Consider the following 21,172-nt stretch of genomic DNA (forward strand, 5'->3'; position numbering starts at 1 on the left):
TCTATCCGTTTGCATTTTTCATCTGGAAAGACTCAAACTGGTCAGGCGGCTTTTTTTATTTACTCCCTGCCCGGATACTTAATCGTCTCGGGGTCGGAGTAGTTCGGTACCGCATCATAGCTGAATACCGCATAGTATTTTTCTATCTCTGGATTGCCAAAATTGTCGTAGGTGTATTCGTCTTTACCGCCGTAAAGTTTTACGCCGTCATACGGTGATCTCGGTGGATGGAATCGATTCCGCACGACGAAACAACCGACGAAGTCTTCATCGTCAGGGTTATCCCAATTTAGCTTCACCATATTGTTTTCAACCGAGTAACTCAGGTTTTTAGGCTTACTGACTGGATGTGTGCGTCGATTGACATAGTTAACGACTAACTCGGTACTTTGACTCTTTCCATCCACGATCCACTCAACTAAACCGTTATGTACTTTAGATTCCACAGTGGCGCGGATGACAAAATAGAAAGGCGAATTTTGGCGGTGAAGCGGCCTAATTCATTGAGACTGTAACTGTCGAAAAGGAAGTAGTGTGTATTACTCTCTCGCAGCTGAGCATTACTCACTTCGTAGCCAATGTATTCGATTTTACTGCGTTGTTTAACGCTCGAATAATCGAGGTCTTGAAGCTCCACGAGTTCAATGGTGAACCTGACATCTTTACCCTGTGGTAGCGCGTTTTTATTGACCAGCTTTAAATGTGCCTGTGTGAATACCGTTTTGTCGGCATCAGGCAGATCTTGTAATGGAAACACCATTTGGCCATAAACCACATTGCCTTGTTGATCGAAGCCAGATGACAAATGTTCAGCAATCACCTCGTTTTCACAGATTGTGTTTACGGACGAGGGCTTTAGGCTCAGCGTATCTTCAGGTAACTGATAAATCAGTTCAAGATGCGGCCGATAATGCAGCCCGCTGCCGAATGGCCCGTAGCCAATATCAAACTGCATCACTTGCGAGTTATTACCGAGAGGGAGCTGTTGTGGCCCCTGAATTCTTAAGATCACCTTGCCGGTTTCAATCAGGTTTTCGACAATACTCCGTTCCACACCATTAAAATCCCACTTCATCCAAATCCCTTGTGTGACACGATCTGAGGCAATAGTGACGCCAAGCGTATGAAGGCCGGTGCCTTGTGAAGAGAGTGAAAGTCCGTTAAATCGACGTTTGCCTGCGGGTCTAGGATACTCACAGACCATTCGCCGAAATTTTCAATCTTGGCATTCACGCGGTTCATTGGATAGAGCGAGAAACCTGCTTTCGACACTGAAGAGTGAATAGGAATATTGCTGATATCAAACTCAATGATGCCCAGACTGATACCGCGCTTTTGGTCGACACCGACAAACATCGAATTGAACCCGAGATGGTCTTTGTTCTTTGTTCCCGTCTTCTCTGCGACATAACCCACGCCATCTTTCGGGGGGAACAAGGTTAACGCACATTCATGGCTGGCTAGCTTCGTTTTTAGCCGTAGTTCGGGGCTGAACGGTGATTTTATGCGGTTAACCTTATCGACGGCCCGAATGTTGTAAAAATATTGGTGCCCGCTCTTCAACTGGGTATCAGTGAAGCTCACTGACTTGGTCATGGCGACAATGTTATCGTCGCTGCAACGGCTCTTGTTCGACTGACTTCGATAGATTTCAAAATACACATCATCTTGCTGCGCATAATCCCATTCCAATGTGACGTGATTTTCTGCCACTTCCTGAATCGTGAAATTGTCCACCCGTTCGGGTGCAGAAGGTGAGTAGTTGATGCTTCGCCCAAGGCATACATCAATGCAGGGATATTCTCATTGATGCTTTCCGTCATGTTTTTCATGTAGTCAGGGATATTTCGGGTACCGACTTCAACGACGGTCGCGATAATACCCCGGCGATAATAGTATTCCCGGCCGCTTCCCTGAATCAAGTTAGCGGGCGGCTTGCCCCGATGGATACCGTATTGCCTGCCTGTTACCTTGCCAATTTCATGATTCATGTTGGCGCAGAGTACATTGAGGTCAGAGCCTTCAATCTCGACCTCATGATTGAATTTGTGCGCCGGAAAGAACACGTTTCCCTGGCTGTGGTAGTCGAGCACGATGCGAATATTCTGATGTTCTTCGACAAAGTCCTTGATTGCGCAGGTCTCGGGTTCCGAAAATGCATGAGGGCCGCCGTATGTATTTGATGCTGTATTTTGGTTATGCATAAAACGAGCGTCAAAATTGCGGTTCAGGTCGACGCCATAGGTACCATCACCGTTGTTACGTCGGTTTTTTCGCCAGAAAGAAAAATGGTTGCGCGAGAACTCAAAGCCATCGGGGTTGAGGCAGGGCACCATGTACATGGTATTGCGGCTGAGTGCGCTGAGAAGTTTGGGATTGAAGCGATAGTTGTCGACAACGTATTGAATAAACTTGATGGCCAGTTCATTACCTATCCATTCTCTTGCGTGAATGGAGCCCGTGTACAAGAGTGCGGGTTTTTCGTCGGCGTAGGTAACGTCGTTTGAGATGGTCATGAGCATGATGGGGCGGCCTTCCCAGGTGTCACCGATACTCTGCAAACGAAAAAGATGCGGGTGATCCCGCATCGTTTTTTTCAGGAACTCAATCGTTTCCTGATATGAAGCATATTGAATTTTCATTGGATCCCTCTGTCCCTGTGGTACTCAGGACAGAGAGAACCACATGAATCAATGCTGTAAATATTGCTCCTGCCAGTGCTCCTTCAGCAGGTTGAGCTTTTTGGCCTTTAGATTTTTTATTATGCACAGGCGCTCGGGATCGGCATTGATGGCTTCAACAAAACCTTCGGCACCAAAATGGTCAAGAATGTCATCAACCATTTTTCCGCCTATCCCTTTAATATTATTGAGGAAGGATCGTAATTCTTCCTCGTTGAATTTGGCTGCTTCGTAAGAACCGAGATCTGGATCTTGTTGCTCATCAGCACCCGGAATAGGTGTTAAAACAGCAGCATCTGCTGCCTTAGTGGCGAGTTTGAAGTTATCTTGTCTGTTCCACACTTCACTCGGCCATTCCTCGCCAAATCTAAATTCTGTATCAAGGATAGGGAAACCATTTTCATCTATTCGACTGAAGCGCTCGTTACTGTCCTGAGAGGGCATAGCGCGGCGACCGAAAGTAATATGACGCATCTTCCTCAACAGCCCTGAGTCAATTTTGCCAAGCTCTTCCCAGTTGTAGAGAGGAATGTTGGGTTTGCGGAAACGGCCGTCAGAGAGCAACCACATCAGGTATTGGCCAATCCAGTCGCGAATATACGGGAATGCTGCAAACGCGGTCGCGCACTCCAGAATGCGAAGTTTACCGTCTTTGCCCAGTGCAATATCACAGGCCCAGTATTCTGCATTTGCCGCGCGAGAGGCTCGCTTCGCCAAATCGAGAACACCTTTAGGTACTGCCTGATAATCCATACTTCCGCCTTGGCTGGTATTGGTCAGCCACTCGCCCTCAGGAGGACGTCGCCAGAATGCACAGACAGGTTTATGGCCGATCAACATGACGCGGATATCTGCCTCCATCGGGACAAAATCCTGCACATAGACGGGGTAGTATTTCTTTTCCCAAAGCAGTGTTTTTGCCTCACGGTAGTTATTTACTTTATGGACGAAGTAACCGCCGTAGTTTGAAGGGCCATAAGAACGTTTAATTATTTTCGGGTACACCGCATTAACAAGAAATTGGTCAGCCTGATCAGGGATATAAAATATCTCTGTCTTTGGTGTTGGCAGTGAATATTTATTACAGAAGTGTGTAACATTTTCTTTTGATTTATTTGAGAACTGGCTATCGAGAGACGGTAAAAATCGTACATTAGGCAGCTCTCTCGAAATGTCACGAAATGTCTCATAAGCTGTTGCGGGTATATTCCCGATTAAGACATCAATTTTCTTTCTTTTCACTTCATTTATGAAACGTTGCTTGTCATTACCCCAGCGGTAAGTGACATGCTCAATTTTATCTGGCCAGTTTTTAAAGTTAGATTTATCAAAAAATCGCAGCACGTAGTCGAGATAGAGTAATCCGATTTTAGGCAGTGGTTTCGGGCTTTTCATTTGTCTATGCAACCTTGAATGAATGTGTTGAAGTCTTTTTCAATGCTGTGCGCTCAAGTAAATTAACCAGTGCATCAATTTTTCGTTGATTAAAGTTGATGCCTAGGTGTTCCTGCTCAGGAGTAGCAAATGCAGGAATAGTGTTAACTTCAAGTACCACATATTCCCCTTTGTCTCTGTCATAGATAATGTCAACACCAGAGATTTCCAGCCCAAGTACATTCGTTGCTTTGATGGCAAGATCAACGACTTCCTGATCCGGTTCTCTGACGAAAACAGAACCGCCGCTGGTGACATTGGTTTTCCAATCATTTTTTGGCGCTTTTCTGCCGTAGCAGCCAACAAACTGACCATCAACAATGTCGACGCGGTAATCGGTATTGTCATAGTTGATAAAGCGTTCAAGGTAGAAGTAGCGCAGGTCAGTACGGGCAATGAAAGGCAGCAACATGTCCAATGCTCTTTCACCCTCAATTTTTGTAATGCCCACACCACCCCAACCGTCAGTTGGCTTATAAACGAGCTTCCCACCCCAATCACGAATGGCTTGCTTCAACCCTTCTGAGTCGTTTTTATGGCAAAGGCGATAGTCAGGCGTGCTAATTCCGTGAGTATTTAGCAAGTGCGCAGTTTGGAATTTATCTTCAGCGATGGAAAAGGCGTCGAAATTATTGATGGTAGGAATGGCACGACTGAGTGTCTGGTAAAGATAGAGCTGAAATTGACTCTGCTGACTTGCGTTATAACTGACGAAGGCGTCGAGCTCTTCCATGATGATGTCTTTGCAAATGATTTTTCCGTCTCTTGCAATTGCATCGCGAAGGTTTAAACCTGTGTGGCAGTCTATCTCTCTTTCTTTGAGGTTTTGGACGATTTTTCTTTCAATCTCTCTTCCACCTCCGTTTTCATACATCCATAACCCGACGGTTGCTAAAGACATTATTTTCTCCTGGCAGATATTTGAGCAAGCAAATGAATTGAAAATATTCTACAAGTTTGTCTGTGACAGTTTTTTTAAGAAATGTGTTTTCGTCACCATGTAAAGAAACATTCATTTTTAAATGAAATCCTCTATGACATACTTTTTGCAACTCTCTCATAAACAAGAGAAATTTATGTCTTTGTTTGATTATGAATGTGATTTTGATGAGCTTGAAGAGTTTATTCGCTGCAATTCTTACAGTAAGAATAAAGAAGGTGTTGACCGTCACGGCGAACAAATGATTGAGCGTATGGTTAATTTAAATTATTGCGTCGAGCGCTTCAGTCGTGAAAAAATCGGTGATCACCTGTTATTCACCTCACGGAAACGTCCTGGTACGAAAGTGCTACTCTTAGGACATCTCGATACTGTGTTTCCACCAGGTACATTTACAGAATTTTCCCAAAATGATGAATGGGTTTATGGCCCTGGTGTTTGTGACATGAAGGGTGGCAATTTCGTTGCTCTCAACGTGATAAGAAAGCTAGACAAAGAATTTGCTGCGGGCGTTCATAATGTTGATTTTTTGCTTGTCAGCGACGAAGAAACGGGCAGCGATGACAGCCGTGAACTGACCGCAAGGCTAGCCAAACAATATGACTACTGCTTGGTGTTTGAAGCTGCGGGTACTGATCACGAAGTGGTGATAGGTCGAAAAGGCATCGCGACCTATGAAATCAGCATTACAGGCAAAGGCGCACATGCCGGTAATCACTATGTCGATGGTGTCGATGCTAACCTTGCTTTGGCGCAGTTGTTGATAAAGCTGAAGGCTTTAACGCGTATCGACAAGGGAACAACCGTAAACCCTGGCAAAATAAAAGGTGGGATCGGAGCCAATACAATTTCTCCCTCGGCGCAGATGACTGTCGAAGCCAGATTCACCAATCAGGAAGAAAAAATCAGAGTTATGTCTTCCATTACCAGCCTCTGTAGTTTGTTGGAAAAAAGCGGTCTTGGTGTGTCTGTTTCAGGCGGGTTGCAACGTGATGTGATGGAGACATGTGAACGCCAACAAGCGTTGATTTCGTCGTTGAATGAGATTCTTCCCGAGCCAATTAAGACTGAACAACGGGGTGGCGTGAGTGATGCCAATGTCGTTGCGGGTGCAGGTACAGTAACACTTGATGGCTGGGGCCCATATGGCGACGGTGACCATACAATACATGAGAGGGCGAGTAAGCAAAGCTTTCATAGAAGAATAGACGAGGTTACACGAGTGGTACGTTTTCTTATTGCAGATGCTTTTGATTAACGACAAAGCCAATCTTTAGGCAGCAAAATCAATAGCGGGAATACAACAAGCCGTCTCGGCAGGTTAGATAACTAAACCAATAGAGACGGCTATTTTTGTGTTTGCGGTTTAGCCTTACATGGGTGCTGCAGCGGGAGTCGCGGATACTTCAGCCCAGAAATTGTCGATTTCAGACTGATTGTCAGACTCTGACCATGCTTCAACAATAATACCGTTTTCCACTTTGAATGTGTCCATCCCCGTGCGGGTCAGTGACAGCCCTTTGGCTTCTGCTGTCAACGTCACCTTTGCTCTGACGAGGTCGTTTTCCGCAGTCACTGGCCCTTCAACAGTAATTTCCAGATTGTCCTGTGTCATGGCAATCATGCCAGCGACCATCATGCCGACCTCAATCAATCCTCTGTGGCTGCCTGAAAAACGGTTTTTGCCCGGCTGGTGCCAGACGAGTTCAGGTGAAGCAATTTCAGTGATAGCGAATATGTCACGCTTTTCAAGCAAGTCAAAAAACGTCTGGACCAATTTTATATTGTTTTCCTGCGTGGTAGTTGCATTGCTCATTGACGTCTCCTTGTTAAATAAGTGAGAAACTAACCGACACCTGTTTAATTGTTTTTGGTGGTAACCTTCATCTTGTAAAGTCATGTTGACGGTAGAATTTCTTCTGCTGATAAATCACTTTCTGCACAGCTAACGTTGATGTGTAACTTCGCACACAGGGAGGGCTACTTTATGTCTCATTTATGAAACTGTTGGTATTAAGAGTGTCGAAGTGGCGTGAAGAGTCGTGAACAAAGAAGGAGGTTGATGATTAGCGGCTTAACAACAAGGTACTGTTAGATATAAAGAAACCTATCCCATTGGCTGTAATTTACTTTAGCATTCACTGTTTTTTAATCACCATAGTGGTGACAGAGAAACGACGAGAGCGATCAGTAGATTGAGTGAGGTCGTAAGAAATCTGACTGTAACCTTCGTCACTTCATGAAGACATAACACCGTCAGGCGTTGTCGTTAATCAAGGCTGTCAGCACATGATCTTCCCATTTTCCTGCAATCTTTAAGTAATCCCGTGCGTAGCCTTCATGTTCAAAATTCAGTTTGGTCAGAACGCGTTCGCTAGCGATATTCGCTGGCATGTAATTAGCCATAATTCGATGAAGCCCTTCCTCCTCAAACATGTGGGCGATCACTGCGGTTAGCATTTCGGTCATCAAGCCTTTTTGCTGGTGGTTATCATCAATGGCATAACCGAGAAAACAGGCATTGAAAACACCACGGATAACACCTGTGAAGTTCACCACACCCACTATTTTAGTGTGATCATGATTGAGTGCTACGAATTTAAAATTTGTGCCTTCCCTGTATTCATTCAGTGCCGACTCCAGCTCGTTTCTCCAGTAGTTCTCGGTGTAATAATCTGCGTCACAAAGAGGCGACCATGGTGCGAGGTGCGCTTTGTTCTCTGCATAAAACGCACACATCAAGTTGGCGTCAGATGCTGGAAGGATTTCTATGCGCGTTCTTTTGGTAACAATGCAAGGTAAAGGTTTTGAAAGCATCGTAGCGACCTAAATGAAGTTTTCGAAGGGCGGATGATGTTACTTTTATCGATGATGTAAGACTATATAATTTGTATAAAACGTGATGTTAATTCGAGCTGTATAGCGTTTCCAGTGTTACTCCATTACCAATGACGCTGGCTACTTTTGATTGATTCTTTTAGTAGTTTTTTGTTTACGTCAGGCATGATGCTAAGTACTCGGATAATTAATATTGAGCAGAACTGGCATACAAATAAGATAGCAATAATGAAAACTTCTCAGCGTTATAATAACCCTGATTATTTGTCTACCTGTCTGATCCTACAGTTATAAACCTATATAGAAATATTTATTGAAAATAACTCAAAAGATATATCAACGTAGCTTTGAGTAAAATTTGCGTGATATATCCAAAATTAAACTTTTTCGTATATAAAAAAAAGTATAGTTCATTTAATACTTTAATCCGACATATTAAGTATCATCAAATCCCAAGAAAGATAGGAATAATAATTAATGAAAAATAAATTTAGGCTGAGTAGCTTAGTCATTGTTCTAATGATATCGCAGGGAGCCATTGCGCATGAGTTTCCAACTGAGATTAATGGGGTATTCGAAAATAAATTAGAAATTATAAATCAGATGTCTAAACTTGACGGTAACTATTCTAGAAATATTTCGAATAAAAAAGGTATTTCAGCTGTTCAAGAACGTGAATGGTCAGGAGCCATAACTAGCGTCCCTGTAGCAACGGTCTTAATGGAGTTTCCAGACGCCCTTCACAATACTATAAAGCCTGATAAAGATGGTCACTACTATGAAGATTATTCACAAGAACATTTCAATAAACTCGTTTATTCGGAAAATGGACTTGTTGGACCAAGAAATAAGAGGTTGATGAGTGCCCGTCAGTACTTAAGAGATCAAAGTGGCAACTCTTTTGATATTTATGGGGAATCTTTTGGTTGGTATCTGTCAAAGGAAAGCTATAAATTCTATGGTGGTGGCGATGAGAAAAATGATATTAGAGATATAAACCCTAGACAACTAGTTCGTGAAGCAGTCGCTAATTTACTTGCAGATCCAAATTTTAAACTAGAAGACTATGATTCAGACCAAGATGGATACATAGACCATCTCAGCATAATCCATTCCACTCTTGGTGGTGAAGCGTTTTATGATCGTTATTCAGACTTCATATGGTCTCACCGCGGAGAGTTCAGTGAAGTTGTGACTAATGAGATTACAGGAAAAAGCGCAGGTATTAAAAGTTACGTTATCCAGCCGATTGATGCAGCGGCAGGAGTGCTGGCACATGAGTTTGGCCATGACCTAGGTTTACCTGACGAATATGACCACGAGTATTCTGAGGATCACATATCTAACCCCGGCTCTACGGTCGGCAGGTGGTCTATGATGGCTTCTGGGAGTCACACTGGTGTGATTAGCGGAACTGAACCTGTTGGCTACAGTCCATTTGCTAAACTCTTTCTCCAAAATAAATATGGCGGTAATTGGGTACAGTCGACTGAAATCGACTCATCGTCTCTGGATTCAAACGGTGTCACTGTAAAACTTCATCAAGCATCTAGTAAAGGTCAGTATAATGACCTTGTAAAAGTTAATTTACCATCTCAGACCGCACAGCTATTTACTCCATTAAATGAGCAGTCAATTAAGATTAATACTGATGGTATTATTTATTATGCGCATGAGATTGACTTTACAGAATTTAGTAACCCACGTATATCACTCGATATAAATATGACAGATAAAACCACTCCGGGTTGGGGGTTTGTACTGTGGGCGTATAATACAGTTACTGGTAATATGATTCAGGTTTCTCCCGAAAAAAATAAAAAAATCCGTGTGGATAATAAAAAGATTATAGGTGTTGAGTCTGGTTGGCAAAGAGCTGAATATGATCTTTCTATTTTAAAAAATGAGGAATCAGTAATACTATTCTTTAACAATTTTGCTATTAGTTACCCTAGAGACTTCGTTGCAATTGACAATATTGAATTTGTAGATGAGGGTAAGGTAATTACTCGTCTTGATTCAAATTCAGATGATCTGGTCGTGCTTAGAAACGTTGAAAAGTCAAATGGCTCAATCTCATATTCACCGTATTATTTGCTTGAATGGCGTCAGCATACTGGTGTTGATAAAGCTCTTGCTAATGCAAGCTATGAAGAGGGGATGTTAGTTTGGTATGTTGACCCGTCTTACATGCATGAATCTTTGAATCATGACAATCGGTCAGGAGCTCATCCGGGTGAAGGATGGTTGAAGGTTATTGATTCTGACCGTAATCCGATGATTGTTACTGCATCGAAGTACGATAACAATGGACGTTGGTTGGAGGACTCTTACAATGTACCACTTTCAAGCCTTTATCAAGTCAAGGATGCTCCATTTAATTCAGTTACTCAATTAGGTAGTAGGTATGAAGAGGTAGTGAATCATGAGGATGGAACTTATACTGTTAAAAGAGCCAATGATTACTTCGTAAACGGCAACCCTCGATTTGTTGATTGGGACGATTACAGTAATCATATAAGACCAGCTACTGGCTCCAATATTCCCGCTATAGGATTAGTTTTTGAGGTGATAAATCAAACTAAAGATAAATCAGTAGCTGAGGTGAACTTATCTAAATTGTGGTAGATGGAATTCCCTTAACCCCTTTTAATATCGAAAGGGGTTAATTAAAAAGGGAAACAAACCTCACAGCATATCATTACCAAAACTCTCTAATTCACCGATTTGCCGGATGGTCACCTCACGATATTTTACGCTGAGCCATTCGGTCTCTTCCCACTGCTTCAAAAGTCGGTTAATTCTTTGCCTTGGCTTACCCACCATTGCTGCGAGTGTTTCTTGTGAAAGGGCAAGGTCAATACAAATACCGTTTGGTGTGTCTTTTCCGAAGCGATTTGCCAGATAAACCAATGCGAGAGCGAGCGCTTATCAACATCCATCACTAAAGAAAAACGCATGAGAAATTGTAGCTCTTTGGCATAGTACCTGACGAAGTAGAGCAGTGCTGAGGTGTCTTTGCCAAAGATTTCTATGAACTGCTCTTTGCGAATTGCTAGAACTTCACTTTCTTGTAATGCGACGGCTTGGCTGATTCTTGGGCCCTCGTTAAACGCTTCCAGCTCACCAATAAATGTGTTTGCTGCGGCGATTCCAATAATGAACGATTTCCCTTCTTCATCATGAAACGTAAAACTGACTGCTCCACTGACAACATAAAAGACATGTTCCGCTTTCTGCCTCTCTCGAAACAGTACATCACCCTCAGATATCGTGCGCTTTTTACTATGGTGAAGAAATGCCTCTTTGCTCTCGACGGAAGCATATTTAAAGAAGTCGCTTTGCTCGATCATTTCGCTTGGTAGTCTCCGAAGTATTTAATGCAATGAGTCGCCTATGATTGTCCGATTGGTGACAGAAGCTTGTATTAACTTTTTCTAACTTACTAGTTCCACATTAGCACAAACGGAAAGTTGATAACGTCTTGCACCCGAAACGTGCATATGAATCAGCTATGACTAAATTAGACAGGGATCTTTGTGTGAAGACGATGAGTGTAGAAAATAAGCTAGCTCCAAGTCCCCTTAAGCGAGACACAAGTCACGCGGGTAAAGTCGCCAAATACAAGACAGATGTTGAGTCGCATGTTGAGAAGCTTCTACGAAGAATGACATTGCGAGAGAAACTTCACCAAATGAGTGGTGATTTATTCACGGTGACATCATTCCTTCCAGACATGGTTATCCATTACAACAGTTTTCCTATCCCATCGGGTAACAACCCTGAGCTTGATATTCCTCCTATTCTGTTTGTCGATGGACCGAGAGGCGTCGCCTGCGGTCAGTCAACCTGTTATCCGGTTTCGATGGCGAGAGGAGCGAGCTGGGATACCGATCTAGAGGAACGAATTGGCGACGCGATCGGCGTTGAAATGCGCAGTCAGGGGGGTAACTATGCTGGCTCAGTGTGCATCAATTTGCTTCGTCACCCGGCATGGGGGCGTGCTCAGGAAACCTATGGTGAAGATACGCACCACCTTGGTGAATTTGGCGCGGCTCTGGTTCGGGGAATACAGCGTCACGGTATGGCATGTGTAAAGCATTTTGCAGTTAACAGCATCGAAAATGCACGTTTCAAGGTTGATGTCAGTGTTGATGAGAGGACATTACGAGAAGTTTACCTGCCTCATTTTAAGCGTTGTATCGATGAAGGTGCTGCATCTGTAATGAGTGCCTATAACAAATTGAATGGCGAGTTCTGTAGCAGAATGCTTATCTGCTCCGCGACATTCTCAAGAATGAATGGAAGTTTGATGGCTTCGTGCTGTCAGATTTTCTTTTCGCCGTGCGAAGCGCGACCAAAGCCATCAAGGGTGGGCTGGATGTTGAGATGCCCTACAGCTGGCATTACAGCTTCTTTTTGTGGCTTGCGCTCAAAACGGGTCGCGCATCTGAGCAAGATGTGAATGAGGCCGTTCGTCGGATCCTGCGTAAGAAGTTTCAATTCAAAGATGTGGGTGAAGCGCTGCGGTATGGTGAGGATGCTATTGGCTGTGAAGCGCATAAAAATCTGGCAAAAGAGGCGGCCGATAAGTCTATTGTTCTGCTGAAAAATGACGATGCCAAAGATAGAAAACCCCTTCTTCCGCTCGACAAAAACCAACAACAAAAAGTCGCCATCATTGGTTTTCTTGCGTGTGAAGAAAATACTGGTGATCACGGCAGTTCCGCGGTTTACCCGAAAAATGTCGTTACCACATTGGATGGCATGCGGCAGCACTGTGATGGCAGCAATGTTCAAATTGTATTTGATGACGGTAAGTCAATCAGCGATGCAACACGAATCGCCAGCGAAGCAGATGTTGTTATCGTGTGTGCAGGTTTCACCCACAAAGAGGAGGGTGAGTACATTATTTTGAGTGGCGGTGACAGAGACAATCTCGGACTTAAAGCTCACGATGAACAGCTTATTAACTCTGTATCCAACGTAAACCAAAACACTGCTGTGGTTATGTTTGGCGGCAGTGCCATTGTTACCGAAAACTGGCGACATAAAGTACCTGCCATTGTGATGGCGTGGTATGCCGGAGAGCAAGGTGGTCATGCGATTGCTGATATTCTGTTTGGTGAAGTAAACCCGTCAGGCAAGCTGCCATGCTCATTTCCACGTTGTACGGACGATCTGCCGTATTTCAGCAAAAATACCCGTTTCATTCGCTATGAGTATCTGCACGGGTACCGGCACCTTGAACACCATCACTATGATCCCGCATATGCCATGGGATTCGGGTTGAGTTACACGTCTTACCAATACAGTAACCTTTGTCTATCGAGCTCGACCCTGAAACCGGATGAAGCGGTGACTGTCTCTGTGGATATTGAAAACACAGGCAGATGGACGGGGACGAGATCGTACAAATGTACGTCAGCTACCCACAAACCGTGTTTCGTGCACCGAAAGATTTGAAAGGGTTCCGCCGGGTATCAATTAAAGCCGGAGAGAAAGTGACGGTTTCACTCATATTGAACGCAACCGATCTGCGATATTACGACGATAAAGCCAAGCAATGGGCCGATGAAGCAGGGGAGTATCAGATTCATGTTGGTGCGTCTTCGCGAACTGATGATCTTCTTATTCACCCTTTGACTGTTCAGTCATAACGGCAACGTGGAGTGACGATGGAAACAGTGTTAGGCGTCGATTTGGGCACGCAAAGCCTCAAAGTTGTCGTGTATGACTTCAAGGCGAAAAAGGTTATTGACTCTGCAGATGCTGCGTTATCGATAGAACAGGACGAAAGTGGTAAGAGTGAACAGCACGCAAGCTGGTGGATTGATGCGCTTAAATCTGCAATGGCTGAAATCAGTACTGAGGTAAAGGAATCTGTCCGCGCAATCGGAGTGTCTGGTCAGCAGCATGGTTTTGTGCCACTTGATGACAACGACGAGGTCATTTTTAACGTCAAGCTTTGGAATGACACCACAACGGTAAGCCAATGCGAACATATCACCGACGCTTATGGCGGCGAACAGGCGTTACTTGAGACCGTCGGTAACACTATTCTACCGGGATACACCATACCCAAAGTGTTGTGGCTCAAAGACAACCATCCCGACATTTATTTAAAGCTTGCCACCATTCTCCTCCCGCATGACTTCGTCAACTTTTACCTGACTGGTGAGAAGGTGATGGAATTTGGTGATGCCTCAGGTACAGGGGTGTTGAATATCAAAACTCGTCGCTGGGATGAAGGTCTGCTGAATGTCGTTGACCCGGAGAAAGACCTGCTTTCATGCTTGCCGGACCTTGTTGAAGCTAACCAGCCAATCGGTCTGTTGAAAGACGATATTGCTGCTGAATTGGGGCTGCGAGCGGGCATCGCTGTGTCGAGTGGGGGCGGGGATAATATGATGGCCGCCATTGGGACAGGCAATGTGCGCAACGGAGTTGCTACCGTCAGCCTTGGTACATCCTCAACGCTGTTCGCGTTCAGCGATTGTCCGATTGTTGACTGTCAAGGGGGTGAAGTCGCGGCATTCTGCTCATCAACAAATGGGTGGTTACCTTTAGTTTGCTCCCTGAACTGTTCTAACGCCAAAGATGTCATCGAACAGCTTCTTGGCGGGGAACGCGACTATGTCCAGTTTGAACGAGATATAGCCAGTGTTTTACCCGGTAGTGGAGGTGTGCTGACGTTGCCGTTCTACAACGGTGAACGCAGCCCTTATCTGCCAGCAGCGAGAGGTTCGATTCTGGGGCTGACACCGCACAATACGAATCGAGCAAATCTTGTCCGCTCTGCAATCGAAGGGGCAACCTACACCCTGAAGATGGGCTTTGAGCGACTTTTAGAGCTGGGAATGTCGATTGATGAAATTCGGCTGACGGGCGGGGGCAGCAAAAGTGCCACTTGGTACAAATGGTTGCCGACATCTTGAATAGACCCGTGACTTTGCTTGACAGCCACAATGGTGCGGCTTTCGGTGCAGCATTGCAGGCACTTTGGATGCTGGATGGGAAGCAGTCTATCTCTCATTTGTGCGCCGAACATGTTGAGGAAAAGCTGACAACCGTCATCGAGCCAAACCAAGAAAATCAACAGCGATACCACAGAGAATATTTACGTTTTTCACGCGCTGTAGAGCTCGTTAGGAATTTCTACTAAGACACCAATTACAAAACATATAAAGGACCGAAGAATAATGGTTGATGTATTTCAAGGAACGCGTGCCTATTTTCCGGAAGTAAAATCGAAAATACCGTTTGAGGGCATTGAGTCGGACTCTCCGTTGGCTTTTAAGTTCTACGACGAAAATAAAGTGATTGCGGGCAAAACGATGAAAGAGCACTTACGCTACTCCGTATGCTATTGGCATACGTTCTGTGGTGCTGGTGCGGATCCGTTTGGTCCGGGCACTCGCCAATATCCATGGGATGACAGCGCTGATCCCATGGTAGCAGCAGAGCATCGAATGGATGCAGCATTTGAGTTTTTTACTAAACTCGGCGTTCCGTATTACTGTTTTCATGACCGTGATTTAGCGCCAGAGGGCAAATCACCGGTTGATTCAGAAAATCGCCTCATGTCACTTGTTGCTCGTGCTAAAGAGCGTCAAAAGGAAACGGGCGTAAAACTGCTTTGGGGAACGGCTAACCTTTTCTCTCATCCTCGTTACATGAACGGCGCGTCAACTAACCCTGACTTTAATGTAGTTGCCCATGCGGCATCTCAAGTTAAATCAGCACTGGATGCGACCATAGAGCTGGGCGGAGAAAACTATGTATTTTGGGGTGGGAGAGAGGGCTACGCTTCATTACTCAATACTCGCACAGATATTGAACTGGATAACATGGCAAAGTTTCTGGCAGCTGCGAGAGATTATGGCCGGGCCAATGGTTTCAAGGGTACATTCCTCATTGAACCGAAACCCATGGAGCCGATGAAGCATCAGTATGATTTTGATGCACAAACGGTGACTGGGTTCTTACGTCACCATGGTCTTGATAAAGACTTTAAACTGAATATCGAAGCCAACCACGCGACATTGGCGAGCCATACGTTTGCCCATGAACTGCAAATGAGTGCCGATGCAGGTCTGCTGGGCAGTATTGATGCCAACAGGGGTAACCCGCAAAATGGCTGGGATACAGACCAATTCCCGACAGATATCTATGACACCACCAAAGCTATGATGGTTGTGCTCGGTGCAGGTGGTTTTAAAACTGGTGGCTTAAACTTCGATGCCAAACTTCGCCGTGAATCGACAGATCTCGAAGATATGTTCATCGCACATATTGGTGGGATGGACGCGTTCGCCAGAGGCTTGGAAGTGGCTGACTATATCTTGAACAACACTGATTACTCTGCGAGAAAAGCCGAAAGGTACAGCACCTTCATGACTGAAGCTGGCCAAGCATTTCGAGACGGTAATATGGGACTCGAATTACTTTTTGAACATGCAGAAGGCCATGGCCCTGTTGCGACAACATCGGGTAAACAAGAACTGCTGGAAAACCTGATCAACCAAGCCCTGATCAAGGCCTAATAGCTCGAATTAAGCCGCGGTAATGTTTATATGCTATACCGCGGCCGCAAGTCTTGATTAGACGGCGTTAGGTGTTGGTGATTGATTCAGGCCGATTGCGTTTCCAAATGGATCAATCAGCATTGCAACGTCTGCGCCTAAGTCTGTTTTTCCGGGGCCTCGATAAAGTGTTGCTCCCATAGACGTTAGCGTTGAAATAGCGGACGTTATGTCGTCTATTTCCCAATAAGTGACAGAACCATCTCTCCCGGGATTATTCTTTTCATCGACCGGATGAAAGCCAAATATCATCTCAGCACCACGAACAAACGCATAATCTGGGTTCTCGTATTCCACTTCTGAACCTAGCAGTTCAGCGTACCATTTCGCAGCTTTGTGGATGTCGTCAGCGAAGAACATCGTTGATTCGATTTTTTTAAACATCTTAAAACCCTCTAAAAATGACGTTGAGAAAAGATCCAACGTTGTCGTGAAGAAAATGAGCAACTTACCCAACAAATTTGGGCCGAAGATATTACCAAGTCGCCTTGATAAATAACTGAGTATTTTTGCGGCGCATCTCGAAGAACAGAAATACCAACCTGTTGCGTAGATGAGCGCATAAGGAGGAAGTACTTTGAGAGTCTATTAGGTGTGTTCAGCGAGAAAATGGAGATGCTTTCTCGCTGCAAAACAAAGCTTTGATTGTAGCTATTACGATGAGGAGGTAATGAGTTACTAAACTTAGATTGTTATTAATCAGCCAAACAAATCTTGTTGTTATCTAAATCTCTGACATAGGCAGAGAAACGCGGACCACGTCTATTGGGTTCTCCCTCACTGACTCCGCCTAACTCAATGGCCTTTTCATATAGCTTTATTACTTCCTCTTCAGAGCCAACACTAAAGCCAACCATAGTACCATTTCCGTTTGTTGCGGATTCTCCATCGAATGGAATGGCAACCGAGAACGCGAAATCCTCGCCCAGCCAATAAGTCATTCTTTCTGACGGCGCGACTTTTTCGAGTGCCGCCCCTTCAAAAAGGGAATCGTAAAAATTAACAGCAGCTTTCATATCGTTGGTCCCGACAACAAAATAATTCATCTTCATCAAAGTACTCTCTTGGAAGTAAAAAGATGAATATAACGTTGCCTCCTGACACAATCTGTCAGCAGTCGGAGTAGTTACTCTTAAGTGTTGTCAGAAAACACATTTTTGCATCTGAACGAAAGAGCAGGGATTATTCAGCCTAGGAGCCATATTGGGAGCAAAAAGCCAGTATAAGGATTAGTAAGTTCAAATTTCAGCGATGTGCTCTATCATTACTCCACTGAATAACCGACTCAGATTGAGCTCAGGCATTATTCGGTTGCTTGTAGTCCACCCTTTTTTCACCGCATCGTCTAGCTCGCGCATCATCCATTGATAAATGTTTGGCGCAACCGTATCTATGAATCGGTTGTGCTCTCTCACCATAGGCGCAGTGATCCCTTGCTCTTGCCAAGTACGCCCTTCATTTGCCAAATTGAGTAGAAACGGCAGTAGCTTATCGAGCAGTTTGACCCAATGACTTTCAAGTGAAACCTGTGATTCATACTCAACCCATAGGGCTAAAATATCGCTGCCAAAAGCTGGGTATCTTTTGGCTAAAGAGTTAAGATATGCCTCTTCTTTTTCGGCTTGGTTTGTGCGATCAGCTGCGTAGGCGGAAACATCGCCTGCTCCAATTTCACAGATATCATGCGCCAACGCTAGCTTGATGGCATGATCGATATTTAACTCTTTGGGCAAATGAGGTTTAAGCGACATTAGCGCTAACGCAAGATGCCAACTGTGTTCCGCAGAGTTTTCGTTTCTTGAACCATCGGAGATATATGACTTTCGGTAAACACTTTTTAAGCCATCAATTTCGATTAACAAAGATTGTAAGTCTTTCATTAATTTCCTTTTTCGGGTTTCCATCTGGGGTGATTTATTTCAAAAACTTGAATCAAAGAGAATCTCGCACAATAAGAAGAGCTCGGGGTTACTCTATTCGTGACTTTTCTGCGATGAAGACAAACTCTTTACCCGGCCTGTCAGGGGCTTGAAGTATGTCGATAATGTTAAAGCCTGACTCTAACAGGGTGCTTTCAATGTCTTCTTTATCTCGAAATATGATAGTTGAGTCTGATACGTGAATGCTATCGTCACTTCTAAAGTGATAAAACCATCTAAAAGAGACAAACGGTAATGACACGTCGGTTAACTCAACCCACTTTTCGACAATGCCCACTCCGGGTATATGTTGCTGAGAATAGCTGTCTTCCTTATTCCAAGCTTCCCACGCTCGAGATTGCGGCCTCCGTGTTTCGAAAACCAACCTGCCACCAGGGTTAAGCACATCATGAATATCCCGTAATGTAGAAAGCCAGGCATCATTTGTTAAGAAAACCTGAGCGACATTTCCTGTCATCAATGCTAAATCGACAGAGAGCGTTTTCGTATTTGAGGTATCACCATGTATCCAAGTCACATAGCGTGAGAGGGGCTTTTTCTTGGCGACATTTAATGACGCAAGTGCTGGGTCGACCCCATATAAATTGAGCTTTTTATCCTTGGCGAGTTTGCATAGCAATGAGCCTGTTCCACAACCGATATCAAGAATAGATTTAGCATCGAAAGCCTTTGATAAATAAATGTAGGGATCAAGATCATCTCGGCTTCCATCAACAAAGTCATAAAGCTCTGCCAGCCTTTGTTGAGAAAACTCGTTATCAGTTTTAATGTTATCCAACATTACGCAACTATCCTCATACTCATTCGTTGATAAAGCCAGATTACCTGACTCTTTTGATTAGTTTCTCGACTAACAACACGTGGGATTTTGAGTCGAACGATTAATGGAGTTAATTTCCATTCATTAACACAGGGAATAAAGTGACAGGCTTTACTTCTGTTGCAATATATTCCATCTATCCGGTGCCTTCTCGACCAGTAGCTTCCTTTTGAACTGCGCGAAGCGATCTGTTGAATCAAACTCGCCGATGAGCTTCCCACCTAAAGCCTTACACTCGGTAAGCTGCAACCGTAAAACGTGTTTCCACACTTGAGTGAGTAACTCAGCGCTGACTAAATTCTCATTGTGCCAGCCCCAACTTAACCAAAATTCACCATCGATCAGTGAACTGTCTGATGTAAGGAGGATCTCATCATTATAAAATGCAACCCATGAAATTGATTTTTCCTCACTGGATTTATCAGTGCATGACCATGCATCTTGTTCCCTTTCTATCGGCGGAGACCAGAAATGCGTTTTTATGTACCCGTCTATTCGAAATTGTCTTACCTTTGCCTGTTCACGGCTATTCAAATTATTTTGTGTGACTATTCGTACGTTCGGTGGCAACGGGGAGTGGATTAACTTGGATAAGCTACCTTCGATACATATTTCCGGGCAGTCGCAAACCACAACTAAGTCAAAGCGATGGCTACCTAAAAACTCCTTAAATGTTGGAGAGATAAAATCATCATGTCCTATTTGAAAAGGAACAGAATCTCTATTTTCTTCCTGCAAGCCATCATAGAGGAGTGAATATATGCTATATTTTCCAAGTGAGTCGCAAAAGAAATAATGTCAAATTTAGGGTGTAATGAATTTTTTGCTGCGGTTGCTACAGCTAAAATAGAATCATCATCTTTGATAAATACTGTTCTTCCTCTACTTTTTTCAGTATCTAACAGCAAGATTTTCTCAAGGTTATATTTTTCAAAATATCGCTCTAATTGGATCTTATGGTCATCTGAGTACTTAACAATTTCCATGGTTCTAATCTATATTTTTCCAATTCATTAGCGACAGGGAGTTTTGCTTCTATTTATACTTTCTGTGCAATTAAAGTAAACTCACCAGGACTGTCTCTTCTCCAGTTTTTGGAAGCTCTCGCAGTTCGGTAATATGCATTCTATTTTGTCCGACGGCTGTCACTATCTCGCCTAGCTGATAAAACCTGAGCGAACATTTAGGAAAGTCTTTTTGTTCCATTTCATCAAACTGGTTCTCATAAGCGACAGGGTAGGCCCTCACTTCGTCATCAAAATAATTCCCTCCAGTACCCGTTGAAGTGGACGCAATTTTTCGAAACGGATGAAAATCATTGAGTATTAACGTACCGCCAGTGCGCAAATAGCGAGAGACTTTCTTGAAGAACACATCAAGGTCACTGAAATAGTGCAATATTCCACCTTCGCAAAAGACGATGTCATAGTATTCATCGAGGTTGTCGTTTTGGTATTCAATGAAATCAGCAATTTCGTAGCAGAGTTCAACATTTGCATGATGAGCTAGCTCAAGGGCGTATTGTTTATTTTCTTCAGAGATATCAATGATCGTCACTTCTGCCCCGAGCAAACATAATGGAACAGCCTTCCGTCCGTTTGAGCCAAGAGCATTAAGAATGCGTTTGTCTTTGACGTCTTTAAAATAATCGACATATCGTGAGTTGATTAAGTTAGGTCTATTTTCCAAAAGGCGGGCAGCGTACTCTTGAGGCTTGCCGTGTTTCTTACACCAAAATTCATATGCTCGGTAATTCCACGCTTCTTTATTACGTTGACTTTGTTCGCTCATCTCAGTGAATTCCTTTTGGTATAGGCTCGGTGTATATAAATTTATCGCTGACTCGGAGTTAAATTCGGGCTTCCCTTGCGGGTTTTAGGAAGGAGATGGATCATATCAAACGACTTAAAACCAAGGCGGGCTTTTGTTGCGGC

General features: G+C 44.0%; 22 protein-coding genes and 2 pseudogenes. 7 read left to right on the forward strand and 17 right to left on the reverse strand.

All coding sequences use genetic code 11. The features are described from left to right. Nucleotides 1-59 precede the first annotated feature (59 nt). From CS022_RS25235 to CS022_RS05210, 6 genes are read right to left on the reverse strand one after another with little or no spacing between them, the layout of a single operon-like run. On the reverse strand, nt 60-407 hold the full coding sequence (locus CS022_RS25235) for a hypothetical protein (RefSeq protein WP_201746211.1): 348 nt from the start codon (nt 405-407) through the stop codon (nt 60-62). Between the two features lie 11 nt (nt 408-418). Further along, a complete protein-coding gene (locus CS022_RS25240) occupies nt 419-1,075 on the reverse strand; it encodes a hypothetical protein (RefSeq protein ID WP_201746212.1) in 657 nt (218 codons plus the stop codon). Continuing rightward, entirely contained in the window at nt 1,072-1,596 is a 525-nt protein-coding gene (locus CS022_RS25245) for a hypothetical protein (protein ID WP_201746226.1), read from the reverse strand. The genes CS022_RS25240 and CS022_RS25245 overlap by 4 nt, the downstream gene beginning before the upstream one ends. Beyond that, on the reverse strand, nt 1,593-2,642 hold the full coding sequence (locus CS022_RS25250; protein ID WP_201746213.1) for a M14 family zinc carboxypeptidase: 1,050 nt from the start codon (nt 2,640-2,642) through the stop codon (nt 1,593-1,595). The genes CS022_RS25245 and CS022_RS25250 overlap by 4 nt, the downstream gene beginning before the upstream one ends. Nucleotides 2,643-2,690: 48 nt before the next feature. Beyond that, on the reverse strand, nt 2,691-4,076 hold the full coding sequence (locus tag CS022_RS05205; RefSeq protein WP_129121404.1) for an ATP-grasp domain-containing protein: 1,386 nt from the start codon (nt 4,074-4,076) through the stop codon (nt 2,691-2,693). A 4-nt stretch (nt 4,077-4,080) separates the two neighbouring features. Continuing rightward, nucleotides 4,081-5,016, reverse strand: coding sequence for an ATP-grasp domain-containing protein (locus tag CS022_RS05210; protein WP_129121405.1), 936 nt, complete (start codon nt 5,014-5,016; stop codon nt 4,081-4,083). A 175-nt stretch (nt 5,017-5,191) separates the two neighbouring features. Between CS022_RS05210 and CS022_RS05215 the strand changes: the two genes are divergently transcribed. Next, nucleotides 5,192-6,313: a M20 family metallopeptidase gene (locus tag CS022_RS05215; RefSeq protein WP_129121406.1), complete on the forward strand. Its 1,122-nt coding sequence runs from the start codon at nt 5,192-5,194 to the stop codon at nt 6,311-6,313. A 114-nt stretch (nt 6,314-6,427) separates the two neighbouring features. Here the strand turns inward: CS022_RS05215 and CS022_RS05220 are convergent, their stop codons facing one another. Both CS022_RS05220 and CS022_RS05225 read right to left on the reverse strand, forming a co-directional pair. Then, nucleotides 6,428-6,871, reverse strand: coding sequence for a nuclear transport factor 2 family protein (locus CS022_RS05220; protein WP_161569568.1), 444 nt, complete (start codon nt 6,869-6,871; stop codon nt 6,428-6,430). A gap of 440 nt (nt 6,872-7,311) precedes the next feature. After that, nucleotides 7,312-7,872 (reverse strand): GNAT family N-acetyltransferase, encoded by a 561-nt coding sequence (locus CS022_RS05225; RefSeq protein WP_129121408.1) that lies wholly within the window; start codon nt 7,870-7,872, stop codon nt 7,312-7,314. 498 nt (nt 7,873-8,370) lie between these two features. Between CS022_RS05225 and CS022_RS05230 the strand changes: the two genes are divergently transcribed. Continuing rightward, nucleotides 8,371-10,521 carry an immune inhibitor A domain-containing protein gene (locus CS022_RS05230; RefSeq protein ID WP_129121409.1) on the forward strand — a complete coding sequence of 717 codons (2,151 nt, stop codon included), beginning with the start codon at nt 8,371-8,373 and terminating at the stop codon, nt 10,519-10,521. Nucleotides 10,522-10,581: 60 nt separating this feature from the next. Here the strand turns inward: CS022_RS05230 and CS022_RS28005 are convergent, their stop codons facing one another. Beyond that, nucleotides 10,582-10,761, reverse strand: coding sequence for a helix-turn-helix domain-containing protein (locus tag CS022_RS28005; RefSeq protein ID WP_408057216.1), 180 nt, complete (start codon nt 10,759-10,761; stop codon nt 10,582-10,584). Next, nucleotides 10,680-11,246: a Crp/Fnr family transcriptional regulator gene (locus CS022_RS05240; RefSeq protein WP_129121411.1), complete on the reverse strand. Its 567-nt coding sequence runs from the start codon at nt 11,244-11,246 to the stop codon at nt 10,680-10,682. Before CS022_RS05240 ends, CS022_RS28005 begins: the two co-directional genes overlap by 82 nt. Nucleotides 11,247-11,629: 383 nt before the next feature. Between CS022_RS05240 and CS022_RS05245 the strand changes: the two are divergent. The 5 genes and pseudogenes from CS022_RS05245 to xylA form a co-directional block, all read left to right on the forward strand. Continuing rightward, nucleotides 11,630-12,145 (forward strand): annotated as a pseudogene (locus tag CS022_RS05245) (glycoside hydrolase family 3 protein); the annotation flags it as partial. A 68-nt stretch (nt 12,146-12,213) separates the two neighbouring features. Beyond that, nucleotides 12,214-13,359 (forward strand): glycoside hydrolase family 3 protein, encoded by a 1,146-nt coding sequence (locus CS022_RS05250; RefSeq protein ID WP_268967865.1) that lies wholly within the window; start codon nt 12,214-12,216, stop codon nt 13,357-13,359. Continuing rightward, on the forward strand, nt 13,311-13,553 hold the full coding sequence (locus CS022_RS05255) for a fibronectin type III-like domain-contianing protein (RefSeq protein WP_161569569.1): 243 nt from the start codon (nt 13,311-13,313) through the stop codon (nt 13,551-13,553). Before CS022_RS05250 ends, CS022_RS05255 begins: the two co-directional genes overlap by 49 nt. Nucleotides 13,554-13,571: 18 nt before the next feature. Beyond that, a pseudogene (gene xylB, locus CS022_RS05260) lies at nt 13,572-15,058 on the forward strand (xylulokinase). 37 nt (nt 15,059-15,095) lie between these two features. Continuing rightward, nucleotides 15,096-16,439, forward strand: a complete 1,344-nt coding sequence (gene xylA, locus CS022_RS05270) for a xylose isomerase (RefSeq protein ID WP_201746214.1) — start codon at nt 15,096-15,098, stop codon at nt 16,437-16,439. Nucleotides 16,440-16,496: 57 nt separating this feature from the next. Here the strand turns inward: xylA and CS022_RS05275 are convergent, their stop codons facing one another. The 7 genes from CS022_RS05275 to CS022_RS05305 form a co-directional block, all read right to left on the reverse strand. Continuing rightward, the gene (locus CS022_RS05275; RefSeq protein WP_129121417.1) at nt 16,497-16,862 is read right to left on the reverse strand and encodes a VOC family protein; all 366 of its coding nucleotides are present in this window, start codon (nt 16,860-16,862) and stop codon (nt 16,497-16,499) included. A 311-nt stretch (nt 16,863-17,173) separates the two neighbouring features. Next, entirely contained in the window at nt 17,174-17,530 is a 357-nt protein-coding gene (locus tag CS022_RS05280) for a VOC family protein (RefSeq protein ID WP_129121418.1), read from the reverse strand. Nucleotides 17,531-17,716: 186 nt separating this feature from the next. Then, nucleotides 17,717-18,358, reverse strand: a complete 642-nt coding sequence (locus CS022_RS05285; protein WP_161569570.1) for an HD domain-containing protein — start codon at nt 18,356-18,358, stop codon at nt 17,717-17,719. An 88-nt stretch (nt 18,359-18,446) separates the two neighbouring features. Then, nucleotides 18,447-19,199, reverse strand: coding sequence for a class I SAM-dependent methyltransferase (locus CS022_RS05290; RefSeq protein WP_129121420.1), 753 nt, complete (start codon nt 19,197-19,199; stop codon nt 18,447-18,449). 150 nt (nt 19,200-19,349) lie between these two features. Continuing rightward, nucleotides 19,350-19,976 carry a hypothetical protein gene (locus CS022_RS05295; RefSeq protein ID WP_161569571.1) on the reverse strand — a complete coding sequence of 209 codons (627 nt, stop codon included), beginning with the start codon at nt 19,974-19,976 and terminating at the stop codon, nt 19,350-19,352. Beyond that, nucleotides 19,937-20,224, reverse strand: coding sequence for a hypothetical protein (locus CS022_RS05300; protein WP_129121422.1), 288 nt, complete (start codon nt 20,222-20,224; stop codon nt 19,937-19,939). Before CS022_RS05300 ends, CS022_RS05295 begins: the two co-directional genes overlap by 40 nt. A 70-nt stretch (nt 20,225-20,294) precedes the next feature. Then, on the reverse strand, nt 20,295-21,029 hold the full coding sequence (locus CS022_RS05305; RefSeq protein WP_129121423.1) for a class I SAM-dependent methyltransferase: 735 nt from the start codon (nt 21,027-21,029) through the stop codon (nt 20,295-20,297). Between the last annotated feature and the right edge of the window lie 143 nt (nt 21,030-21,172).

It is taken from the genome of Veronia nyctiphanis (assembly GCF_004116385.1).
Classification (GTDB): Bacteria; Pseudomonadota; Gammaproteobacteria; order Enterobacterales; family Vibrionaceae; genus Veronia; species Veronia nyctiphanis.

What these genes read in the sequence shown, in the direction of transcription:
- CS022_RS25240 (WP_201746212.1), bottom strand. Translation starts at nt 1,075, where the DNA reads ATGAAGTGGGATTTTAATGGTGTGGAACGGAGTATTGTCGAAAACCTG.
- CS022_RS25245 (WP_201746226.1), bottom strand. Translation starts at nt 1,596, where the DNA reads ATGACCAAGTCAGTGAGCTTCACTGATACCCAGTTGAAGAGCGGGCAC.
- CS022_RS25250 (WP_201746213.1), bottom strand. Translation starts at nt 2,642, where the DNA reads ATGAAAATTCAATATGCTTCATATCAGGAAACGATTGAGTTCCTGAAA.
- CS022_RS05205 (WP_129121404.1), bottom strand. Translation starts at nt 4,076, where the DNA reads ATGAAAAGCCCGAAACCACTGCCTAAAATCGGATTACTCTATCTCGAC.
- CS022_RS05210 (WP_129121405.1), bottom strand. Translation starts at nt 5,016, where the DNA reads ATGTCTTTAGCAACCGTCGGGTTATGGATGTATGAAAACGGAGGTGGA.
- CS022_RS05215 (WP_129121406.1), top strand. Translation starts at nt 5,192, where the DNA reads ATGTCTTTGTTTGATTATGAATGTGATTTTGATGAGCTTGAAGAGTTT.
- CS022_RS05220 (WP_161569568.1), bottom strand. Translation starts at nt 6,871, where the DNA reads ATGAGCAATGCAACTACCACGCAGGAAAACAATATAAAATTGGTCCAG.
- CS022_RS05225 (WP_129121408.1), bottom strand. Translation starts at nt 7,872, where the DNA reads ATGCTTTCAAAACCTTTACCTTGCATTGTTACCAAAAGAACGCGCATA.
- CS022_RS05230 (WP_129121409.1), top strand. Translation starts at nt 8,371, where the DNA reads ATGAAAAATAAATTTAGGCTGAGTAGCTTAGTCATTGTTCTAATGATA.
- CS022_RS05240 (WP_129121411.1), bottom strand. Translation starts at nt 11,246, where the DNA reads ATGATCGAGCAAAGCGACTTCTTTAAATATGCTTCCGTCGAGAGCAAA.
- CS022_RS05255 (WP_161569569.1), top strand. Translation starts at nt 13,311, where the DNA reads ATGTACGTCAGCTACCCACAAACCGTGTTTCGTGCACCGAAAGATTTG.
- xylA (WP_201746214.1), top strand. Translation starts at nt 15,096, where the DNA reads ATGGTTGATGTATTTCAAGGAACGCGTGCCTATTTTCCGGAAGTAAAA.
- CS022_RS05275 (WP_129121417.1), bottom strand. Translation starts at nt 16,862, where the DNA reads ATGTTTAAAAAAATCGAATCAACGATGTTCTTCGCTGACGACATCCAC.
- CS022_RS05280 (WP_129121418.1), bottom strand. Translation starts at nt 17,530, where the DNA reads ATGAAGATGAATTATTTTGTTGTCGGGACCAACGATATGAAAGCTGCT.
- CS022_RS05285 (WP_161569570.1), bottom strand. Translation starts at nt 18,358, where the DNA reads ATGAAAGACTTACAATCTTTGTTAATCGAAATTGATGGCTTAAAAAGT.
- CS022_RS05290 (WP_129121420.1), bottom strand. Translation starts at nt 19,199, where the DNA reads ATGTTGGATAACATTAAAACTGATAACGAGTTTTCTCAACAAAGGCTG.
- CS022_RS05300 (WP_129121422.1), bottom strand. Translation starts at nt 20,224, where the DNA reads ATGGAAATTGTTAAGTACTCAGATGACCATAAGATCCAATTAGAGCGA.
- CS022_RS05305 (WP_129121423.1), bottom strand. Translation starts at nt 21,029, where the DNA reads ATGAGCGAACAAAGTCAACGTAATAAAGAAGCGTGGAATTACCGAGCA.